General features: G+C 55.5%; 17 protein-coding genes. 2 read left to right on the forward strand and 15 right to left on the reverse strand.

Annotated features, from left to right (window positions below; genetic code table 11):
- Positions 1-117: 117 nt before the first annotated feature.
- Positions 118-822 carry an ABC transporter ATP-binding protein gene (locus Q4501_RS14460; RefSeq protein ID WP_303597171.1) on the forward strand — a complete coding sequence of 235 codons (705 nt, stop codon included), beginning with the start codon at positions 118-120 and terminating at the stop codon, positions 820-822.
- A 64-nt stretch (positions 823-886) separates the two neighbouring features.
- Here the strand turns inward: Q4501_RS14460 and paaZ are convergent, their stop codons facing one another.
- From paaZ to paaF, 12 genes are all read right to left on the reverse strand, one after another.
- The gene (paaZ, locus tag Q4501_RS14465; protein WP_303596969.1) at positions 887-2,932 is read right to left on the reverse strand and encodes a phenylacetic acid degradation bifunctional protein PaaZ; all 2,046 of its coding nucleotides are present in this window, start codon (positions 2,930-2,932) and stop codon (positions 887-889) included.
- A gap of 17 nt (positions 2,933-2,949) precedes the next feature.
- The gene (gene paaE, locus Q4501_RS14470; RefSeq protein ID WP_216006505.1) at positions 2,950-4,029 is read right to left on the reverse strand and encodes a 1,2-phenylacetyl-CoA epoxidase subunit PaaE; all 1,080 of its coding nucleotides are present in this window, start codon (positions 4,027-4,029) and stop codon (positions 2,950-2,952) included.
- A gap of 13 nt (positions 4,030-4,042) precedes the next feature.
- Positions 4,043-4,600, reverse strand: a complete 558-nt coding sequence (gene paaD, locus Q4501_RS14475) for a 1,2-phenylacetyl-CoA epoxidase subunit PaaD (protein WP_303596970.1) — start codon at positions 4,598-4,600, stop codon at positions 4,043-4,045.
- Between the two features lie 26 nt (positions 4,601-4,626).
- Entirely contained in the window at positions 4,627-5,391 is a 765-nt protein-coding gene (paaC, locus tag Q4501_RS14480) for a 1,2-phenylacetyl-CoA epoxidase subunit PaaC (protein ID WP_303596971.1), read from the reverse strand.
- 10 nt (positions 5,392-5,401) lie between these two features.
- Complete coding sequence (paaB, locus tag Q4501_RS14485; RefSeq protein WP_303596972.1) at positions 5,402-5,683, reverse strand: 1,2-phenylacetyl-CoA epoxidase subunit PaaB; 282 nt, start codon at positions 5,681-5,683, stop codon at positions 5,402-5,404.
- A 15-nt stretch (positions 5,684-5,698) separates the two neighbouring features.
- Positions 5,699-6,694 (reverse strand): 1,2-phenylacetyl-CoA epoxidase subunit PaaA, encoded by a 996-nt coding sequence (gene paaA / locus Q4501_RS14490; protein WP_303596973.1) that lies wholly within the window; start codon positions 6,692-6,694, stop codon positions 5,699-5,701.
- A 276-nt stretch (positions 6,695-6,970) separates the two neighbouring features.
- A complete protein-coding gene (paaK, locus tag Q4501_RS14495; protein WP_303596974.1) occupies positions 6,971-8,278 on the reverse strand; it encodes a phenylacetate--CoA ligase PaaK in 1,308 nt (435 codons plus the stop codon).
- Between the two features lie 102 nt (positions 8,279-8,380).
- Positions 8,381-9,628: a 3-oxoadipyl-CoA thiolase gene (gene pcaF / locus Q4501_RS14500; RefSeq protein ID WP_303596975.1), complete on the reverse strand. Its 1,248-nt coding sequence runs from the start codon at positions 9,626-9,628 to the stop codon at positions 8,381-8,383.
- Positions 9,625-10,083, reverse strand: coding sequence for a hydroxyphenylacetyl-CoA thioesterase PaaI (gene paaI, locus Q4501_RS14505; protein ID WP_303596976.1), 459 nt, complete (start codon positions 10,081-10,083; stop codon positions 9,625-9,627). Before paaI ends, pcaF begins: the two co-directional genes overlap by 4 nt.
- Positions 10,080-11,600 carry a 3-hydroxyacyl-CoA dehydrogenase PaaH gene (gene paaH / locus Q4501_RS14510; RefSeq protein WP_303596977.1) on the reverse strand — a complete coding sequence of 507 codons (1,521 nt, stop codon included), beginning with the start codon at positions 11,598-11,600 and terminating at the stop codon, positions 10,080-10,082. The genes paaI and paaH overlap by 4 nt, the downstream gene beginning before the upstream one ends.
- A 3-nt stretch (positions 11,601-11,603) precedes the next feature.
- Entirely contained in the window at positions 11,604-12,395 is a 792-nt protein-coding gene (gene paaG, locus Q4501_RS14515; protein WP_303596978.1) for a 2-(1,2-epoxy-1,2-dihydrophenyl)acetyl-CoA isomerase PaaG, read from the reverse strand.
- Between the two features lie 71 nt (positions 12,396-12,466).
- The gene (gene paaF, locus Q4501_RS14520) at positions 12,467-13,240 is read right to left on the reverse strand and encodes a 2,3-dehydroadipyl-CoA hydratase PaaF (protein ID WP_303596979.1); all 774 of its coding nucleotides are present in this window, start codon (positions 13,238-13,240) and stop codon (positions 12,467-12,469) included.
- A 355-nt stretch (positions 13,241-13,595) separates the two neighbouring features.
- Between paaF and Q4501_RS14525 the strand changes: the two genes are divergently transcribed.
- Positions 13,596-14,186, forward strand: a complete 591-nt coding sequence (locus Q4501_RS14525; RefSeq protein ID WP_303596980.1) for a phenylacetic acid degradation protein PaaY — start codon at positions 13,596-13,598, stop codon at positions 14,184-14,186.
- Between the two features lie 106 nt (positions 14,187-14,292).
- Here Q4501_RS14525 and Q4501_RS14530 read toward each other — a convergent pair whose 3' ends face one another.
- The 3 genes from Q4501_RS14530 to Q4501_RS14540 are packed head-to-tail and all read right to left on the reverse strand — an operon-like array spanning position 14,293 to position 20,597.
- Complete coding sequence (locus tag Q4501_RS14530) at positions 14,293-16,479, reverse strand: bifunctional diguanylate cyclase/phosphodiesterase (protein ID WP_303596981.1); 2,187 nt, start codon at positions 16,477-16,479, stop codon at positions 14,293-14,295.
- Entirely contained in the window at positions 16,454-17,365 is a 912-nt protein-coding gene (locus Q4501_RS14535; protein ID WP_303596982.1) for a diguanylate cyclase, read from the reverse strand. Before Q4501_RS14535 ends, Q4501_RS14530 begins: the two co-directional genes overlap by 26 nt.
- Complete coding sequence (locus Q4501_RS14540) at positions 17,352-20,597, reverse strand: CHASE domain-containing protein (RefSeq protein ID WP_303596983.1); 3,246 nt, start codon at positions 20,595-20,597, stop codon at positions 17,352-17,354. The genes Q4501_RS14535 and Q4501_RS14540 overlap by 14 nt, the downstream gene beginning before the upstream one ends.
- Between the last annotated feature and the right edge of the window lie 33 nt (positions 20,598-20,630).

The raw sequence follows: 20,630 nt of genomic DNA on the forward strand, positions 1-20,630 counted from the left end.
GTGCGGGATGAATTCCGAGAGTTGCGCCACCGCATTGTGAGTTACACCCCGGAACGCCTGGGCGGCTTGGGGCTGCATCACGCGCCGCGGAGAACGGCACAGCATGCTGCTGAGGAAATGCTATCCATCAAGAGCCTGAAGACCTCCTACGGGCAGATTGAAGCGCTCCATGGGATTGATATTCGTATCAATAGCGGTGAGATTGTTTCCCTGGTCGGAGCCAACGGCGCCGGTAAATCGACACTGCTGATGACGATTTCCGGTCTGCAGCCAACTGATAGCGGTAGCATCACCTTCGAAGGCAAAGATCTGCTGAAAATCGGTGCGGACCAGCGTGTCGCCAGCGGTATTGTACAGGTTCCTGAAGGACGACAGGTCTTCAAAGACCTGAGTGTTGAAGACAATCTTTTGCTGGGCGCCTACACACGCGGTCGCAGCCCGGAGGTAGCAGACGATCTCGAGCGTATGTACGAGAAGTTTCCCATCCTGCGGCAGAAGCGCCGCAATCTGGCCGGAGAGCTTTCCGGTGGGCAGCAGCAAATGCTTGCTATGGGGCGTGCCTTGATGGCAAAGCCCAGGCTATTACTGCTGGACGAGCCCAGTATGGGCCTTGCACCGCTGATCATTGAAGAGATCTTCAACATCGTCAAAGAGCTCAAGAACGAAGGCATGACTATCTTTCTGGTGGAGCAGAACGCTTCCCAGGCGCTGGCGCTTGCTGACCGTGGTTATGTTCTGGAGACGGGGCGTGTGGTTATTGAAGGCTCTGGTCGCGATCTGTTGAGCAATGAAAAAGTACGTGAGGCGTATCTGGGTATGTGATGTGACAGGTACAAAAAAACCGCCAGAGCGTGAAGCTGCTGGCGGTTTTTTTATGCCGGAAGAGTCACTCCGGCTTCTTGGCGACCAACGTCAGAATGTCGTAGCTGGCAACCAGCTCGTCGTTCTGATTAGTAACCTGAACATCCCATACAACCACGCCTTGCGGGTGGCCATCTGGCGACGTGCGGCCCTGATCAATTTTGCGTTTACAGGTCAGGCGGGCGCGGATGGTATCGCCCGGCGCGACCGGCTCAATAAAGCGCAGAGTGTCCAGGCCATAGTTCGCCAATACCGGGCCTTCGCCAGGATCAACGAACAGGCCGGCTGCGGCAGAGAGCACGAAATAGCCGTGGGCAATGCGCTTGCCGAATTGGCTGTTCTTCGCGGCGATTTCGTCGAAGTGCATGTAGAAGTGATCGCCCGACAGGCAACCGAAGTTCACCAGATCTGCCTCAGTAACCGTACGACGGTGGGTCAGCAATGATTGGTTGATCTGCAGATCTTCAAAGTGATAACGGAACGGGTGAATGTCGTTTTCGATCACCTTGGCACCGCGAACATATTCGCCGGTGACCGCTGCCAGCATGGTGGGCGAACCCTGAATAGCGGTGCGCTGCAGGTAGTGATACACGGCGCGAATGCCCCCGAGTTCTTCACCGCCACCGGCGCGACCCGGGCCGCCGTGCTTCAGCATGGGCAGGGGAGAACCGTGGCCGGTAGATTCCTTGGCGGCTTCTGCATCCAGCAAGTGCAGGCGGCCGTGATATGCGGCCAGCGCCGGAGCCAGTTTGGCAATGGTCACAGGGTCGCGGGTGGTTACGGTAGTAACCAGTGATCCACGGCCCTTGGCGACCAGCTCAACGGCTTCGTCCAGAGTGTTGTAAGGAATAATCGTGGCAACCGGGCCAAAGGCTTCAATGTCGTGAGCGCCACAGCCATTTTCCGGGTTACGGCATACCAGCAGGTGCGGTTCGATGAACGCGCCTTTTTCGGTACCTTCGCCTGTTGGCTTGAAGTTGCCTTCTCCGCCGAAGACCAGCTCACTGGTTTTCAGCAGTTCCTGAATGTTGGCTTTCACGTCTTCCAGCTGGTCGATAGAGGCCAAAGCCCCCATGCGTACACCTTCGACGGAAGGGTCACCCGTGGTGATTTTCGACAGTCGCTCTTTGAGTTTGTCGCACACAGCTTGCACGTGATCCTGCGGCACCATGACGCGACGGATAGCCGTACATTTCTGGCCGGCTTTGGCGACCATTTCACGACCAACTTCCCGAACGAACAGATCAAACTCTTCGTTCTCTGGCGTTACATCCGGAGCCAGAACCGCGCTGTTCAGCGAGTCGGCTTCCGCATTAAACGGAATCGAGCGGTTGATGATGTTTGGATGGTTACGCAGCATGCGGGCGGTTTTTGCCGAGCCGGTAAACGTCACCACATCCTGCTCTTCCAGGTGCTCGAACAGATCGCCGGTGCTGCCAATGATCAGCTGCAGGCTGCCTTCCGGTAGCGCGCCAGATTCATGCATCAGGCGCACCGCCAGTTCGGTCACATAGCAGGTGGACGTCGCCGGTTTCACAATCGACGGCATACCCGCCAGGAATGTGGGTGCAAACTTTTCCAGCATGCCCCACACCGGGAAGTTGTAGGCGTCTATATGCAGGGCAAGACCGCCACGGGGCACCATAATATGGGTGCCTGCGAAATGGTTGTTTTTTCCAAGCGGCGTTACAGGCCCTTCGTGCACCACGTTGCCGGATGGCAGTTCCCGACGGCCCATGCTGGCGTAGGAAAACAGGGTGCCGAAGCCACCGTCGATATCAATACCGTTATCCGCTTTGCTGGAACCTGTGTGCATTGAAAGGGCGTACAGCTCCTTTTTATGCTCCTGCAGGTACAGTGCCATAGCTTTGAGGGCCAGAGCGCGTTCCTGAAAATCCATGGCCAGCAGGTTTTTCCCGCCGACCTTGCGCCCGTATTCGGCGGCCTTTTTGAAATCCAGAGTATCGCCGTGCGTGTGCGCAACGATCTCGCCATTGATGGCGCTGGGCAGGGCTTTTGCCTGCTGCTCACCGATCCATTCACCGGCAATAAAACTCTTGAGAACTGACATGAAAGAAAACTCCAGAATTACATTTCGTCGTAGTCAAGGACGACCTTGTCGCTCACGGGGTAGCACTGGCAGGACAGCACGTAGCCTGCTTCTACCTCGTAGTCTTCAAGGGCAAAGTTCTGATCCATTTCCACTTCGCCTTCCACTACCTTGGCACGGCAGGTAGAACACACGCCGGCTTTACAGGAGTAGGGCAGGTCGGCACCTTCGTCGTTACCGGCATCGAGGATGCTCTTGGTGTCGCGCACCAGATCAAAGGTGAGCGAGCGGCCATCCGCCTTAACGGTAACGGAGCTGACAGCTTGTGGGTCGACCTGGGTTGCCGCACGATCTTTACGTGCCTGAGGCACACCACCGGCAGGGGTGAAGAGTTCGTAGTGAACTTTCGACTTGTCCAGGCCGTGGCGCTCAAGGGATTCCCGTACGACTTCAGTCAACATCTGTGGGCCGCAAAGGAAGGCGCCGGTCAGGTTCTTGGCGTCAATCCAGTGGTCAAACAACTGGTCACACTTGTCGCCATCAATGCGCCCGTTGTACAGGTCGATGTCCTGCTCTTCCCGGGTGAAGATGTACACCAGGTTGAAGCGGGTCATGTATTCGTTTTTCAGATCCTGCAACTGATCGCGGAACATGGTGCTGCTGGTGCCCTTGTTGCCGTAAAACAGGGTGAACTGGCTCTTGGGCTCGGTTTCCAGCGTCGTTTTTACGATGGACAGGATCGGCGTAATGCCGCTGCCAGCTGCGACAGCCAGGTAGTTACCTTCACGCTCAGGGTCCAGCTCAATGGAGAAGTGTCCCTGGGGCGGCATAACGTCGAGAGTGGAACCAGGTTTCAGTTGCTCGTTGGCAAAGTTGGAAAATGCGCCGCCGGGCACGCGTTTGATGGCGATGCGCAGTTCCTGATCATTGACACTTGAGCAAATGGAGTAGGTGCGGCGTACTTCTTCGCCGTCCAGCTTGGTCCGCACGACAAGGTGCTGGCCCTGCTTGTACTTGAATTTTTCTGCCACATCTTCGGGCAGATCAAAGCTCAGAGATACGGCGTTTCTTGTTTCCGGCCTGACCTCTTTCAGAGGCAGAGAGTAGAATTTATTCATGATCGTATCGGCTCTATATGCATTTGAAGTAGTCGAAGGGTTCGCGGCAATCAAGGCAACGATAAAGTGCCTTGCAGGCAGTGGAGCCAAATTCGCTGAGGCGCTCGGTGTGCGTGCTGCCACACAGAGGGCAAGCGATCACCTCATCGGCGCCTAGCAGGCTCATTTTGCTGGCACTGCCCTCAGGCGGTGCTATGCCAAAGGCCCGGAGTTTCTCCCGGCCCTCTTCGGTTATCCAGTCTGTGGTCCAGGCGGGGGTTAGCACACGGTTGATCTGTGGGTCGCGAATGCCTGCTGCGCGCATGGCTTCGGCGATCAACTCTTCGATCAGCTCCGTTGCCGGGCAACCCGAGTAGGTTGGCGTTACATCTATGCTCAGGTGCGTGCCGTCCCAGCTCAGGTCACGAACAATGCCCAGCTCTACAACGCTGACGGCAGGTACTTCCGGATCCAGAACTTTATCCAGCAGTGCCCAGATTGCATCTTCTGTCAGCAGCTCGGGTCGGGCGTTGGCCGGTACCCGGTCGCTGGCAATCAATACGTCTACAGACGATGGTTCGTGTTCGGTCACCGGAATGCTCCCCTTAACAGACTGACTTACCAGGTGGTTGCATCCGGGTAGGCGCGAGGCAGAAACTGCATCACGGCCAGAATGTGCCCCAGGTGCTCGGTGTGCTCGCCGCGCTTGCCGCCCATGTACATCCAGGCGTCTTCCTCACCGACTGTCAGGGTGGCCTGTGCTGCGACTTCCCGCACCATGCCAAACCAGTCCTGCTTGAGTTGCTCAGGGTCCGGGCCGATGCCTGCCTTGAACATGGCCTGGTCGACGTCATCCGGAGTTACCAGCTCGCCGGTGAAACGCCATAGCAGATTGAAGGCGTCCTGAATGCGGCGATGGCTTTCTTCGGTACCGTCGCCCATGCGCTTTACCCACTCGGAGGAGCGGCGCAGGTGATAGGTCGCCTCTTTAACGGCTTTGGCTGCAATGGTGGCGACACGCTCATCGCTGGCGTTTACCAGGCTCTTCAGTGTGAAGTAGTGCCACACATCGAAGAAAAACTGGCGTGCCGTGGTGACGGCGTAGTCGTCATTTGGCTGCTCTACCATCAGCAGATTGCGATAATTGTGAGCATCCCGCAGGAAAACCAGTTTGTCTGCATCGCGGCCATCATCGATCAGCTCAGCGGCGTACTCGTACCAGTTGCGGGCCTGCCCCACCAGGTCGAGTGCGACGTTCATCACGGCCAGCTCTTCTTCAACTGCAGGCGCCTTTCCGGTCAACTCACTGAGACGCTGGCCGAGGATCATGTCGGAGTCAGCCAGGCGTAGCAGGTATTCCTGTAAAGCTTCTTGCTGTGTCATGGTCTGCTCCTTACATGTGCCCGACTTCGTCAGGCAGCTTATAAAAAGAAGCGTGCCGGTAAACCTTGTCTTCGGATGGGTCGAAAAGAACTTCTTTTTCGTCCGAAGCGGAGGCTGTGATGGTTTCGGATGGAACAACCCAGATGCTCACACCTTCGCTGCGACGGGTGTATAGGTCGCGGGCATTTTCCATCGCCATTTCATTGTCCGCAGCGTGCACGCTACCCACGTGTTTGTGGTTAAGGCCGTGCTTGCTGCGTACGAATACTTCGTAAAGACGCCATTCTGACATTGTTATTTCTCCTGTTTAGGCGGCTTTTTCTGCGCGCTGTTTTTGTTTTGCTGCGTAGGCAACGGCGGCTTCCCGGACCCAGGCACCCTCGTCAATAGCTTTCTTGCGCGTGGCAACCCGCTCACGGTTACAAGGGCCATCGCCCTTGAGCACGTCGTAGAACTCTTTCCAGTTGATTTCACCGAAGTCGTAGTGGCCACGTTCTTCGTTCCACTTCAGATCCGGGTCAGGTACGGTGCAGCCGAGGAATTCAAGCTGTGGAATGGTCTGATCAATAAACATCTGGCGCAGCTCATCGTTACTCTTGCGCTTGATCTTCCAGACCATGGACTGCTGGGAGTTGGGGGATTCATCATCGTGGGGGCCGAACATCATCAGTGCTGGCCACCACAGGCGGTTGATGGCGTCCTGAACCATGTCTTTCTGTTCCTGAGTGCCTTCACGCATCATGTCCAGCAGGATCTGGTAGCCCTGACGCTGGTGGAAGCTCTCTTCTTTACAGATGCGCACCATGGCGCGGGAATAGGGGCCATAAGAAGTACGCTGCAGAACCACCTGATTCACAATGGCAGCGCCATCTACCAGCCAGCCCACTGCACCCATGTCAGCCCAGTTCAGGGTGGGGTAGTTAAAGATGCTCGAATACTTGGCTTTACCATCGTGCAGCTTCTGGATTTCTTCATCACGATCAGCGCCCAGGGTTTCCATGGCGCTGTACAGGTACAGGCCATGGCCCGCCTCATCCTGAATCTTCGCCATCAACTGCAGCTTGCGCTTGAGCGTCGGCGCGCGGGTAACCCAGTTGCCTTCCGGCAGCATGCCGACGATTTCCGAGTGGGCGTGCTGGGAGATCTGGCGGATCAGCGTTTTGCGGTAGCCGTCCGGCATCCAGTTCTTGGCTTCAATCTTGGTTTCGGCGTCTACCTTTTCCTGGAAGTCCCTTTCTTCGGGAGACATCTCTTCCAGGGTCTTGAGGCGCTTTGTACCGGTCTCAACCATTTGTGCGTACATAAACTCTCTCCGAATTCGACTTGTTTGGTCTTCTGTCTTCAGACAAAAGTGCGCCGTGAGGCATCACGGGCCATGACTTCATATTATATGATACTGAATAAATATCAAGGAATGACATTTTGTATCATGTTGGTCTTTTAAGACTTTTGTCGTACATTTAACTATTTGAAAATCAACAGCTAATCTATTTCTATTAATGATTGCTTTTGTTTTCCTGAAACACGAAGGAAAAATAAATGACCGGGGCGATACGCTTGGGCGCCCCGGCTAACATCATCAATCCTTGCGACGATCGAATACCCGTTTGGCCTTACCTTCAGAGCGGCTCAGGGTTCCTGCATCCTGTACCTGCACTGTGGTGCTGATGCCGATGTAGGACTTGATGTGATGTGCCAGTTCTTTGGCAGTGTGCTCTTTGATGTCCGCGCCGTCTGCGCCGGCTTTCAGCTCAACCCGGACATCCACGCAGTCCAGGTTGCCCTTTTTGTAGACTTCGATTTCGTAGTGAGGTGCCAGAGCGCGACACTTGAGAACCTGTTCTTCAACCTGAGTCGGGAATACGTTAACCCCGCGGATAATCAACATGTCGTCGCTGCGACCTGTGATTTTGTCGATACGGCGCATAGGTCGGGCAGTGCCCGGCAGCAAGCGGGTTAGGTCCCGTGTGCGGTAGCGCAGTACCGGCATGGCGACTTTGGTCAGTGATGTGAACACCAGTTCGCCGTATTCTCCGTCGGGCAGCACTTCACCGGTTTCGGGGTTGATGATTTCCGGATAGAAGTGGTCTTCCCAGATGGTTGGGCCATCTTTGGTTTCCAGGCACTCCATACCTACGCCGGGGCCCATAACTTCAGACAAGCCATAGATGTCCAGGGCCTGAATGCCCAGTCGGTCTTCCAGTTCGGTGCGCATTTCGTTGGTCCAGGGCTCCGCGCCGAAAATACCCAGTCGTAGCGGCAGCTTCTTCGGATCAATACCCTGGCGGTCTATTTCATCCGCAATGTTCAGCATGTAAGAGGGGGTAACCATGATGATGTCAGGTTCGAAATCCTTGATTAGTTGAACCTGTTTCTCGGTCTGGCCGCCCGACATCGGGATAACCGTACAGCCCAGCCGTTCAGCACCGTAGTGAGCGCCAAGGCCGCCGGTGAAGAGTCCGTAGCCGTAGGCGATGTGAATCTTGTCTCCGGCACTGCCACCGCCGGCACGTATTGACCGGGCAACTATGTCGGCCCAGGTTTCAATATCGCTCTGGGTGTAACCTACAACGGTGGGTTTGCCGGTGGTGCCGCTGGACGCATGCACGCGGACAACCTTTTTCATCGGCACTGCGAACATGTTGAACGGATAGTTTTCGCGAAGGTCGTTTTTGCCGGTAAAGGGAATTTTGGCAATGTCTTCCAGCGTGTTGACATCCATCGGCTTCAGGCCAATGGCGTCAAACGCTTTGCGGTAGTGGGGCACGTTTGTATAGGCGTGCCAAACGCTCCAGCGCAGGCGTTGAAGTTGCTCGTGACGAAGTTCGTCGACACTGGCGGTTTCCATCCGGTCCAGTTTTCCGAGTTTGTGCATGGGTAGGCTCATTGTCGCTTCCTGTCTTGTTCTTGTGACTCCGGCTTTCGGCCGGGCAAGTTTTGTTCGTATTGCTGGCCCGGGGTTACCCGGGCCGATTCAATCACGCTTTAATCATTCTGCGCTGTCGACGCGTTCGATAATCAACGCTATGCCCTGGCCAACACCGATGCACATGGTGCAAAGCGCGTAGCGGGCGCTCTGGCCTTGTTGATGGCGGCGCTCCAGCTCATTCAGTGCCGTGGTCACCAGGCGAGCGCCGCTCATGCCCAGGGGATGCCCCAAAGCAATGGCACCACCGTTGGGGTTAACGTGGTCGGCATCGTCCGGCAGACCCAGGTCGCGTAGCACAGCCAATGCCTGGGCAGCGAAGGCTTCGTTCAGCTCAATCACATCCATATCGGCCAACTCCAGGCCGGCTGTCTTCAGTACCTTGCGGGTAGCGGGTGCTGGGCCCATACCCATGATGCGCGGCTCGACACCGGCAGTGGCCATGGCAACAACCCGGGCACGGGGCTTGAGGTTATGCTGCTTCAGGGCATCGCCACTGGCGAGCAGCAGGGCGCAGGCGCCGTCGTTTACGCCGGAGGCGTTGCCAGCTGTCACGCTGCCGTTCTCACGGAAGGGTGTTCCCAGGCTTGCGAGCTTTTCCAGGCTGGTTTCCCGGGGGTGCTCGTCGGTATCAACAATAAGTGGATCCTGCTTCCGACGAGGAACGCTTACCGGGATAATTTCACTGTCAAAACGCCCCGCTTTCTGGGCGGCAGCGGTACGCTGTTGGCTGCGCAGAGCGAACGCGTCCTGGTCCGCACGGGAAATGCCGTAGTCGGCAGCGACGTTTTCAGCAGTTTCTGGCATGGAGTCAATGCCGTACTGCTTTTTCAGTACCGGATTTACAAAGCGCCAACCGATAGTCGTGTCGAACATTTCGGCTTTGCGGCTGAAGGCGGAATCGGCTTTACCCATCACGAAAGGCGCGCGAGACATGGATTCCACGCCACCGGCCATCATCAGTCCCGCTTCACCGGTGCGCAATGCGCGGGCAGCGCTGCCAATGGCGTCCATACCAGAGCCGCACAGGCGGTTGATGGTGGCGCCCGGAACATCGATCGGCAAACCTGCGAGCAGCAGCGACATCCGAGCTACGTCGCGGTTGTCTTCGCCGGCCTGGTTCGCGCAGCCGTACAGCACATCATCGATAGCTGACCAGTCCAGTTTGCTGTGGCGCTCCTGCAATGCCTTCATAGGAATGGCGCCCAGGTCATCGGCCCGCACGGTTGCCAGAGAACCGCCGTAGCGACCAATGGGTGTGCGTACCGCATCCACTATGTAGGCGTCTTGCAGGCTGTTTTCGTTGCTCATTGATCGTTCTCCGACTGGATGACTTCGCCGCGTACCTGATAGGACTTGCCGCGAAACAGGGCTATTACATGGCCGTTCTGGTTGGTAAGAGTAATGTCGTAAACACCGGTGCGATTGCCTCGGGATTGCTCGACAGCATTGGCGGTGAGCAGATCACCTTCACGGGCGCCGAGCATGTACTCAATGGAGCAACCGGACGCCACTGTAGCTTTGTTATAACTGTTGCAGGCAAAGGCAAATGCAGAATCAGCCAGGGTGAACAGGTAGCCACCGTGACAGGAGCCGTGCCCCTGAATCATGATGCTGGTGACCGGCATGGTAACCGTGGCTTTGCCCGGGGCGACGTGGGTGATTTTCATACCGAGGTTACGGCTGGCCTGATCCCGCTCAAACATGGACTCAGCGCAGTCCTGTGCCAGCTTTTGCGCATCGGGTGCGTGATGTTCGTTGCTCATGAGTAGAATCCCTTTTCAGAAAATCGGTTTTTCCGCAGCAGTAATGCAGGTCGATAGCGGTCTTCACCGTAGCTTTGCTGAAGATGCGAAAGCACGGTATGAACCATGCTGAAGCCGAGGTTGTCGCTCCAGCGCAAGGGGCCTTCCGGATAGTTGAGGCCGGCTTTCATGGCGAGATCGATATCGCTGACCGATGCTACGCCGTGCAAAGCCGCATCGGCGGCTTCATTGGTCAGTGTTGCGACGGTGCGCATAACCACCAGGCCTGGTCGGTCTGCAATCAGGCTCACAGAAATGCCCGCTTTTTGCAGAAGGGCACAAGCGTCGTTTGTGGCTTGTGGAGATGCCTGATCGGCCGAAGCTATAGCGAGGCGGGTGGCTTTGGCATAGTCAAACGCCAGGTCCAACAGAATCAGGTTATTGCAGGCTTCGGCAGCGGCGCGCTCGCTCGCCATGCGGCCATCGGTCAGCGCCAGTACGGCGTCGCCGAAATACAGGCGGCCCGGGCCGTCCCGTTCGATGATTTTGACGCCGCTCTCGCTCAGTCGCGTGACCAGGGCTGCCAATGGCCCCGGGTTGCCTTCCACGATCAGCGTATCGGCTTCGCAGTTGGCAGAAACGGCGGTTGCCGGTTCGGGTTTCTGTGAGCCTTCAGCGTAGTTGTAAAAGCCCTGTCCACTCTTGCGACCCAGCCGGCCGGCCTCAACCAGCTCCTTCTGGACGAGCGAGGGCAGAAAACGGGTGTCCTGATAGTAGGAATTGAAAACCGAGGAGGTCACCGCGTAGTTTACGTCGTGGCCAATGAGATCCGTGAGCTCGAAAGGCCCCATGCGAAAGCCACCGGCTTCGCGCACGACGGCATCCAGTGTCGCGCTGTCCGTTGCCTGTTCCTGCAGCAGGCGCAGGCTTTCGGCATAAAAAGGCCGTGCAACCCGGTTAACAATAAAGCCGGGTGTAGAAGTAGCGGTTACCGGTTTCTTACCCCATTGTGAGGCTGTGGCGTAAACGCACTGTGCAACCTCATCGCTGGTGGCCAGGCCTTTGATGACTTCAACCAGTGCCATCAGCGGGGCCGGGTTAAAGAAGTGCATGCCCACCAGGCGCTCGGGGCACTTCATTTTGGCGCCCAGAGCCGTTACTGAGATGGACGAGGTGTTGGTAGCCAGAATGGCGTTGTCGCCACAAACCTCTTCCAGGTTGTCGAGCAAGCCACGCTTGATTTCCAGATCCTCAACGATGGCTTCGATGACCAGGCCCGCTAATGCAAGCTCGCTGAGTTGGTTAACCGGCTGGATGCGACCAAGAAGTTCGTCCAGTGCGGATTGCTCCATCTTTCCTTTATCAACCCGGCGCTGCAGCTGCTTGGCGATGCTCTGGCGGCCAGCCTCGGCGGCACCTTCGCGCTGATCGAGCAGGAAAACCGGATGGCCTGCCTGAGCAGCTACCTGAGCAATGCCGGAGCCCATGGCTCCGGCGCCGATGACCGCAACGGGGGTGTTCGTAGCGAGTGGTTGCATGTCTTACTTTCCCTTGAATTCGGGTACACGTTTTTCCATGAAGGCGGCAACACCTTCGCGGTAATCGTCGGTGCGGCCAGCCAGGCGCTGAAGATCCCGCTCTACCAACACCTGCGCTTCAAAGCTGTTATCGGCGCTTGCATGCAGGGCACGTTTGATCATTGCCAGGCCTTTGGTGGGCTGAGTGGCAAAATGGCGGGCCAGTTTCATGGCTTCATCCTGCAGGGCGTCATCCTCAACGCACTGCCAGATCATGCCCCACTGTTCCGCCTTTTCAGCACTCAGCTTGTCACCCAATAAGGCCAGGCCTTTTGCACGAGCCATTCCTACGGCGCGCGGTAGGGTCCAAGTACCGCCCGAGTCGGGAATAAGACCAATCTTGCAAAAAGCCTGAACAAAGTTTGCAGAGCGCGCCGCAAGCGTAATATCACAGGCCAGGGCAATGTTTGCGCCCGCTCCTGCAGCAACGCCATTAACGGCGCAGATCACCGGCATGGGAAGGTCCCGAATGGTCTGCAAAAGAGGGTTGTAATAGGTCTCGATGGAATATCCCAGGTCCGGAGCGTCTGCGCCGGGATTCACATTGCGATCCGACAGGTCCTGGCCGGCACAGAAACCACGGCCATTGCCGGTAAGCAGCATGACCCGCACACTGTGATCATTGCGGATGGCTTTAAGCGCAGCGCGCATCTGCTTATGCATTTCAACGTTGAAGCTGTTCAGGCTTTTCGGGCGGTTGAGGGTTACTTTTGCAACCCCCTGATTGATGTCGAGAAGCACGCTCTGCTCAGTCATGGAAGAATCCTTGTAATAGCAGTGAAACCCGGTCTAGTCGCTTCGGGCGGGTGTTTTTAATCAGCCCGGGCTCAACGCCCGGAGAATTTTGGCTTACGTTTGTTTCGAAAGGCCTCTAGACCTTCACGACGATCGTCAGTGGCGGCCAGAATAGTAAAGGCGTGGCGTTCAAACCGAAGGCCGGCAGCAAGGTCCATATCTTCCGCACGCTGCACCGCTTCGCGGGCCAGTTGGACGGCAATCGGCCCTTTGGAAGCTATAGAGCGGCCAATCTCCATGGCGCGCTCCACCGTCAGTTCCGGTTGGCAAACTTCGCTCACCAACCCCGCCGCGAGGGCTCTCTGAGCATCTATAGGTTCGCCGGTGAGCACCATTTGCATGGCGAGCGACTGGCCCACCGCGCGCACCAAACGCTGGGTGCCGCCAGCACCAGGCATAATGCCGAGGTTGATTTCAGGCTGCCCGAAGCGGGCGTTGGTGCCAGCAACCAGAATATCGCCGTGCATCGCCAGTTCGCAGCCACCACCCAGGCAGAAGCCGTTTACAGCACTGATTAAAGGTTTGGTAAACCGGGCGATGCGCGCCCAATGCTTGATGCGGGGGTCTTCGAGCATGCCAACCAGGTCGCGGGTGGCCATCTCGTTGATATCAGCGCCGGCTGCAAACGCACGCTCACTGCCGGTAATAACGACAGCCCGGGTTTCTGGGTCGGCTTCGGCGGCATCCAGCTCGTTGCTCAAGGCTTCAAGCAGAGCAGTATTCAGGGCGTTGAGGGCTTCGGGGCGATTAAGCGTTAACAGACGAACGCCTTGATCCGGCCCATGGGAGAGCAGTATCTGTGGCATAACGGTTCCGGCATTGCTTTGTTTTAATGGTTTGTCGGTCAGGCCTGATGGTAATCAAGGCGACTTCCGTATGGCGGTATTCCGCCTTGTTCGATATCAGGAAAGAGTATAGGTTTGAATTGATACCGGTCAAGAATTTGAAACGAGATTTTTGTATCACGTTATCCTCGGGTTGTTTTCTGTTCTTGTATATTTTTGATTTTAATGGTTATTTTCTTTGTTAGTCTTTAGTCTTAGATTAGGCGAAAAGAGCCTGTTCTGGGCTTTTCCGGCGTGTATGCCGTGTATGATCTGTTCCGATACAGAAAAAGTAGCTTAAAATACAAAAAAACAAACACGTTGTGAGGAGCTTTTTATGCCGTATTACCGGATTGACGGTGTGACGCCAGTGGTGCATCCATCAGCCTACGTGCATCCCACGGCCGTAATTATCGGCGATGTGCATGTAGGACCAGACTGCTACGTTGGGCCCTGTGCGTCCTTGCGCGGTGATTTTGGCCGCATTGTGATGGAGCAGGGCGCGAACCTGCAGGACACCTGCGTGGTTCATGCTTTTCCAGGGCGTGATGCGGTTATCCGGCGCAATGGCCATATCGGGCATGGTGCGGTTCTGCATGGCTGCGTTATAGATGAAGATGCCATGGTAGGGATGAACGCGGTCGTAATGGATGAAGCTGTGATAGCTGCGCGGTCTATTGTAGGGGCAGCAGCGTTTGTGAAAAGTGGTTTTAGTTGCGAGCCGGCATCCTTGATTGTGGGTTCACCTGCCAAGGTGCTCCGCCAGTTGAGTGATAAAGAAGTCAGCTGGAAACAACGCGGCACCCAGGAATATCAGCAGCTGACGCGCAGGTGTCTGGAAAACATGAGAGAGTGCTCGCCACTGGTTGAAGTGGATGCGGATCGGCCCAGGCTGCAGATTGGCGAACATGACTTGAAAGACCGGTAGTTGACGCCCGGTTTGGACATGCAGCTAGCCAGGCCGTGGGCTGGTTGGGCAGCAACGGGCAATGTTAACCGGTTGGTTCGATCGGGCTCTGCAGGCGCTCCTTTCGCTAGGGTGTGCGTGCAGAGTTCAGGACAACATCGATAGGTTGGGGAACGCCGAAATAATACCCCTGCAGGTATACGTGAGGATGCCGGGACGCCAGGAAGTTTGCGTGAGCCTCGGTTTCCACTCCTTCAGCAATGACCCGTACCCCCATGGTTTCGCCAATCCGCACAACCATTTCGACGATGTTGGCCGCCACGGTCTCATGGAGTGCTGAGAGCACAAAGCTACGGTCGATTTTGACCTCGGATATGGGCAAACGCTGTAATCGTGACAATGAAGAGTAGCCGGTCCCAAAATCATCCAGTGAGAAAACACAGCCCAAGCTGCGAATAGCTCCCATCTTTTGCACCACCGTTTCCAGATTGTCAGCGGATACGCTTTCTGTCAGCTCCAGCGTGAGCAGCTCCGGGGGAAATCCGGAGATAGACAAAGCATTTCCCACAGCTTCCACAAAATCATCTTCCGCGAAGTGTTTTGCTGAAATATTGATGGCGCACCGCAAAGCCGGGTGGGTGCGGTGTAAGGCATTCATTTTCTCCAGCGTTTTACATAGCACCCAGCGTTCAATTTTTACAATTTGCCTGGAGTTTTCGGCGTGCGGAATGAATTCGCCCGGGCCAAGCAGGCCGCGTTCGGGATGATTCCATCGAATCAGGATTTCCAGCCCGCTCAGAACCCTCTCTGGCGAGAGTTGAGGCTGTGCGTAAAGTACAAACTGATCCTGCTCAAGTGCCTGGTTGATATCAGACTCAATCTGAAGCTGGTGCCGGATTTTTTCACTCATCGAGTCTTCGAAGATAGCGATTGGCCGCTTATCTGCTTTGGCGCTACGATGAGCAGTTTCAGCATTCTGAAGCGCAGAAGAGGGTGAGTCGGAGCTTTGAGTGGGGTACAAGGCTGCGCCGATGGTAACTTCCAGGCGAAGCTCGGGGCCTTCCTCGAAAATGATGGGTTCCGTCAGACAGTTCTGAATATGATTGTAGAGCGCGAGCACAACCCGGTAGGTGTCATCAATGCTCCATTGCTTGGGTGCGAGCACAATGCCGAATTCGTCACCGGAAAGCCGGGCGATAGAATCGTCCGATAGAACCGCATCGCGAAGACGCTTGGCGAACTCTCTGATGACCTTGTCACCGTACTTGAAGCCGCAGGTTTCATTGATGTAACGAAAATTATTGATATCAACAACCAGAACTGCGGTGGACACCTTGCCGTGGTTACAGAACTTCAGCACGGTTCCCAATTGGTTAAGGAAGAGAGCCCGGTTCGACAGGCCGGTAATCGGGTCGCGCCATGTCAGCTCTTCCAGCCGTTGTTCGGTTTCTTTCAGGCTGGAGATGTCGTTGAATACGGTAACATAATGGGTAATTTCGTTATTTTTGGAGCGGATAGTGCTGATTGTCCGGAGTTCAGGGTAGAGTTCTCCGGATTTTCGGCGGTTATAAATCTCGCCAGACCAATGGTCATGTTTATCCATGTAAGATCTGAGGCTCTCCAGGCTAAGCAGGGGATCCGGGGCGCTGTTCATCGTGGCGTAGCTGCGGTTGAGCACCTCTTTTCGGGCATATCCCGTGATGCGGGAAAACGCGACGTTGACGGCGACTATTTTGCAGTTTGCATCCAGCAGAACAATGCCTTCCGAGGTGGCCATGAAGACGCTCTCAAACAGGTTCCTCTCCGGCGCCCTCGAATTGTCGAGCTTTTCAAGCCGCCTTTTCAGGTCATGATTGAGCGTAATCATGTGGTCAAGCATGCCGCTCATTGAAATGTGTGTGCGGACCCTGGCTTTGACCGACGTCAGGCGGATCGGCTTGTGAATGTAATCGACCGCCCCGGCTTCAAACCCTTCTTCTTCCGATTCCGGGTCGCTCCGGGCGGTTACAAATATAACCGGAATGTGCTGCAAGTCATGACGTGCCTTCAGGTTGCGGCACATTTGCAAGCCATCCGTGCCCGGCATCATTATATCCAGCAGGATGAGGTGAGGCCTTTCTCCTTGCTTTAGTGTATCCATTGCCTCGACAACACTGGTTGCAATGACCAGGTCGTATTCCTGGCTCAGTGCGTCGGTAAGCGCACGAATGTTTGTGGGTTCATCATCCACAACCAGAATTTTTGGTTTGTTGCCCGATGCAGTAAATTCCCCAAGCTGTCCGGCAGATTCAAAGTATGGGTCTGACACAATCACGCCCCCCCTGCTCCTTGGCCTCATAAAGACTTCTGTCTGCCGCGGCGAGTAATTCGACAGCCGTTGATAACGATGACGGCTGGGTGGCGGAGCATCCTATGGATACGGTGACAGGTGGGGCTATTCCCGCAAAGCTCGGGCATTTGCTGAGTTCGGTCTGGAGGGCGCTGGCAAAGTTGTTTGCCGCCGTTATCGTGCTGCGCAGATCGGCCTCCGGAATCAGTGCAGCAAATTCGTCACCACCCAGGCGTGCAGCTACCTCTCCTGCTCTTGAAAAGCTCTTGCTCATTACACGGGAGAGCTGTTGAAGGCACAAGTCGCCCTGGGCATGTCCATGCTGATCGTTAATCTGCTTAAAATGGTCCAGATCGATCAGTATGAGGCCAACGGAGCTGTTCTGGCGGCGGGCACGCCGCCACTCCAGGTCAAGTTGCTGATCGAACAGGCGCCGATTACCTATGTTGGTTAATGGATCCGTTAATACAGCAGTTGCCAGCAGGTCAGTTTTACGTTTCAGGTCAATAAATGTGGAGACCTTGGCACTCAGTATGGTTTTGTTAAAAGGCTTCAGAACATAGTCGGTTGCGCCATGGCGGAATGACTCTTCAATGTCCTTCGCTTGATCCGAACCCGAAATGCAGATTACGGGCAGGTACGCGTAAGATTCGGACGCTCTCAGCTCTTTCAGAAAGCTCAGTCCCGAACCGTCGGGCAGATACAGATCGAGAAGCACAACGTCAATATCGTCCGTCAACAGGCTCCTGGCTTCTGACATGTTCTGGCTAATAACCAGCTCACAAGCATCACCCAATATGCCAGCCAGGCTGGCAATGCATACAGGCTCATCTTCTATGATCAGCACAGTTGGTGTTTTATTCGAGTTCATCAGATGACCTGCCCTGGATTTCGATGTTGATCTTGGCGAGTAGGTCAATTGCCTGTCCAAACTTGTAGGTTTCAAGCGCCCCGCGCAGTTCGAGTGAAAGGCCGGCCAGGTCATTCTCGTTCAAATAGGCCAGCACCTGATCGATATCCGTGTCCGCCGCAATGCGGTTGCTGCCCAGGCGTTGGTTCATGCGCTCGATAATCTGATCAATGGGTTCGCTTCTGGCACTATCTGATATCGCCGGATGATCGGTTGCGAGGGCGGTTTCCCGAAGTTGGCGAACGTGCTCCGTAAGCGTTGTCAAAAGCGCTTCGGGGCCAGCAGAGGGCTCCCCCGAATCACTACCATTTTCGACACGCTCTGCCAGACGTTGCAATTCGGTGTTGGCGATGTTGGCCGCAGCACCTCTGATTCTATGAGCTACAGCTTTCGTCATGGCGGCGTCTTCGGTACGCATGCAGCGTTCGATATCCGCCGTCATCTCTTTGGAGCTGGCGAGGAAACTGCGCAGGCACCGGTTGAACAGCTCCGGGTTGGCCCCGAACATGTCCTGATAAACGGGCCGGGAAATGAACCCGGGTAACCCGTCGTGGCCCGGCTGCTTTACAGTGTGCGCTGGGAGGTGCGCCGAAGCGGCAAGCGCGTGTTCCTGGAAGAACGACTGCAGAAGCCGCTGAATATCTCCGGGAAGTACTGGCTTGGTCAGATAGTCGTTCATGCCGGCTTCGTAAGCCGTGCTGCGATCATGTTCGGATATTGAGGCCGAGAGGGCTGCAATCACAGGCTGCGTGAGGCTTTGATGGCTGCGGATTTGTCTGACAATATCCTGCCCGGTCTCACCGTCGAGGTGTAGGTCCATGAGGACAAGGTCAAACGACTGTGTTTCAAGTTGCTGCATCGCCTGAACTCCATTGTGGACGGACACAGAATCCACACCGAAAGAGTTTAGGTAGCTCGCGACGATTTCGCAATTGAGTTGCACGTCGTCAACAATCAGTGCATTCAGGTTATGGAACAAGGGCCGCGGGCCAGAGTTTACCGTGTGCTCCGCCAACTGCTTCGGAGCCAGGTGTTCAAAAAGCTTGGAGGGGGTTAGTGGCTCGAATGCCACTTTCCCGCCGGCATTCTGGTATTCAATCAGCCAGTCGCTCTGGAAACCCGCGGGAACGATAATCAGTAGTCTGGCCAGCTGATATTGTTCGTCTGCGGATAACAATTCCAGAGTAAACGCTTTGACGGCAGAGACTTCGATATTCTCCATATCGATAATAGCCATTGAGGGTGTGGCACTCTCTGCGGTGGGTGCGTCCGATAATATCGACTTGATCTGTTTTAATGTGGTTGTCGGTATCAGCTCCAGCGACCAGTGCTCGCGGTAGGCTTTCAGTAGTGCGAGGTTGTGGTTCAGGCCGTAGTGATGCACCTGGATAGGGCTGGATATATGGCGGGTGCCAATGCTTGGTTCGTTTTCAGCTATTTCAACTGGCACTACGAGGGTGAATTTTGAACCTTTGTTTTCAGCACTTTCAACTGTCAGGGTTGCGTCCATCAAATGCGCAAGATGGCTGCTGATCGCGAGGCCAAGGCCTGAGCCGCCAAACTCGCGGCTGGTCGATTCGTCAGCCTGGCGAAAATTCTCAAAAACCCGCTGCTGATCCTCCTCTCTGATGCCAATGCCCGTATCCTTTACGGTGACCTTTAATAACCCGCGGGTTTCAGTGATATTGCTGAAGCCAACGCTTACGCTGACACTGCCCTGATGGGTAAACTTGATCGCGTTGCCGACGAGGTTGCTACAAATCTGGGAGATTCTCAGCAGGTCGCCTGTCACACACTTGGGTGTAGACGGCGCAATATTAACGCGTAGCTTCAGTCCTTTTTCTTCGGCAACTATGGCAAACAACTCAACACTACGCTGGATAAGTGCTTCGATTCCAAACGGCTGAAAATTAAGCTCTATGTGGTCGGCTTCGATCCGGGACAAATCCAGGATGTCATTCAGCAGCTGGAGTAGCACCTCAGATGCATTAAACGCCTTGCCTACCAGTCGTCTCGAGTAATCATTGAGCTGTGCGTCTTTGAGCAGCACAAGCATGCCGATAATGGCGTTCATCGGGGTCCGAATTTCGTGGCTCATGTTGGCCAGGAAGGCCGCTTTTACCTTAACGGCCGATTCAGCTTCCTGCTTCTGCATGTTCAGCTCGGCTGTTTTTTCAATGACTTCTTGTTCGGCCCGGCGTTTGGCGTTCGATAGCAACAGGAAGGCCGCGAGTATCAGCCCGTTGATTATCAAGCCACTGACAAGAATGACAATCGGTTGTTTGCTGACGGTGTACTTTTCGAAAAGCTGTGTTGTCTGAGCATCGAATGTCCATTCCCGGCCATAGATCTCCAGCGAGTATGAGGTTTCAAACAAGGGGGAGCTGTCGTAGTTCTCCTCCTCCGTTTCGCTGAATTCGCTATAGAGCTGCTGCTCACCATCGGTGATGCGGACGTGGACCAGTCTGTTGGTATTCGCCAGGGTGCCTTCCATGAGCCGTGCCACGATAAACGGTGCGTATACGAGACCCAGAAAGTCAGTTTCTTCGTTCAGCTCCTGCCCTGCGTCCGGTGTATGATAAAACGGGTGGAAAAACAGAAAGCCCGGGGTCTTCTCGTCGTCCTGTACCAGAGCGATAGGACCGGTAATCTGAGTCTCTCCCGTGCGCATGGCTTTTAGCGCCGCGGTATAGCGGTTGGCTTCATGGGCCATATCCAGGCCAATCGCAGCTTCGTTACCGGCCAGGGGCTCGAGATAGGTAATAGGCCAGAAATCCGACCCTGTATGAGGCGGATGGACGCGATAATCCGGACGTTCTTTCCGTTGTTCCGCGAGATAGGATTCGAGCCCGTTTTCGGGGACTCTGCTGATGACACCGATGCCGGCGACTCCAGGCAGGCGATCCTGCACAGCCAGGGCCTCTGCGAAACGACGCCACTGCTCCAGCGTAACCTTCTCATCGTTTACCCGAATGGTGCTCACGCCGGAAATCAATGCAAACTCGTACTTTTGCATCCGGTCCAACAGCAGCCCGTTAAGCTGCTGGATCCGTCGTTCAAACTGATCTTCGGCCCTGGCGTCGGCGATCTGTGCAGATACTTGCCAGGCTACGATCGTCAGCAGCAAGGAAAGGCCGACAACTACCCAGTGCAGCTTTGTCAGTTCAGCCACAGCACCCCGGATTTTTGTCATATGCAATCATTGCCTCAGTAATGGGTAGGCCAA

It is taken from the genome of Marinobacter sp. 2_MG-2023, assembly GCF_030546935.1.
GTDB lineage: Bacteria > Pseudomonadota > Gammaproteobacteria > Pseudomonadales > Oleiphilaceae > Marinobacter.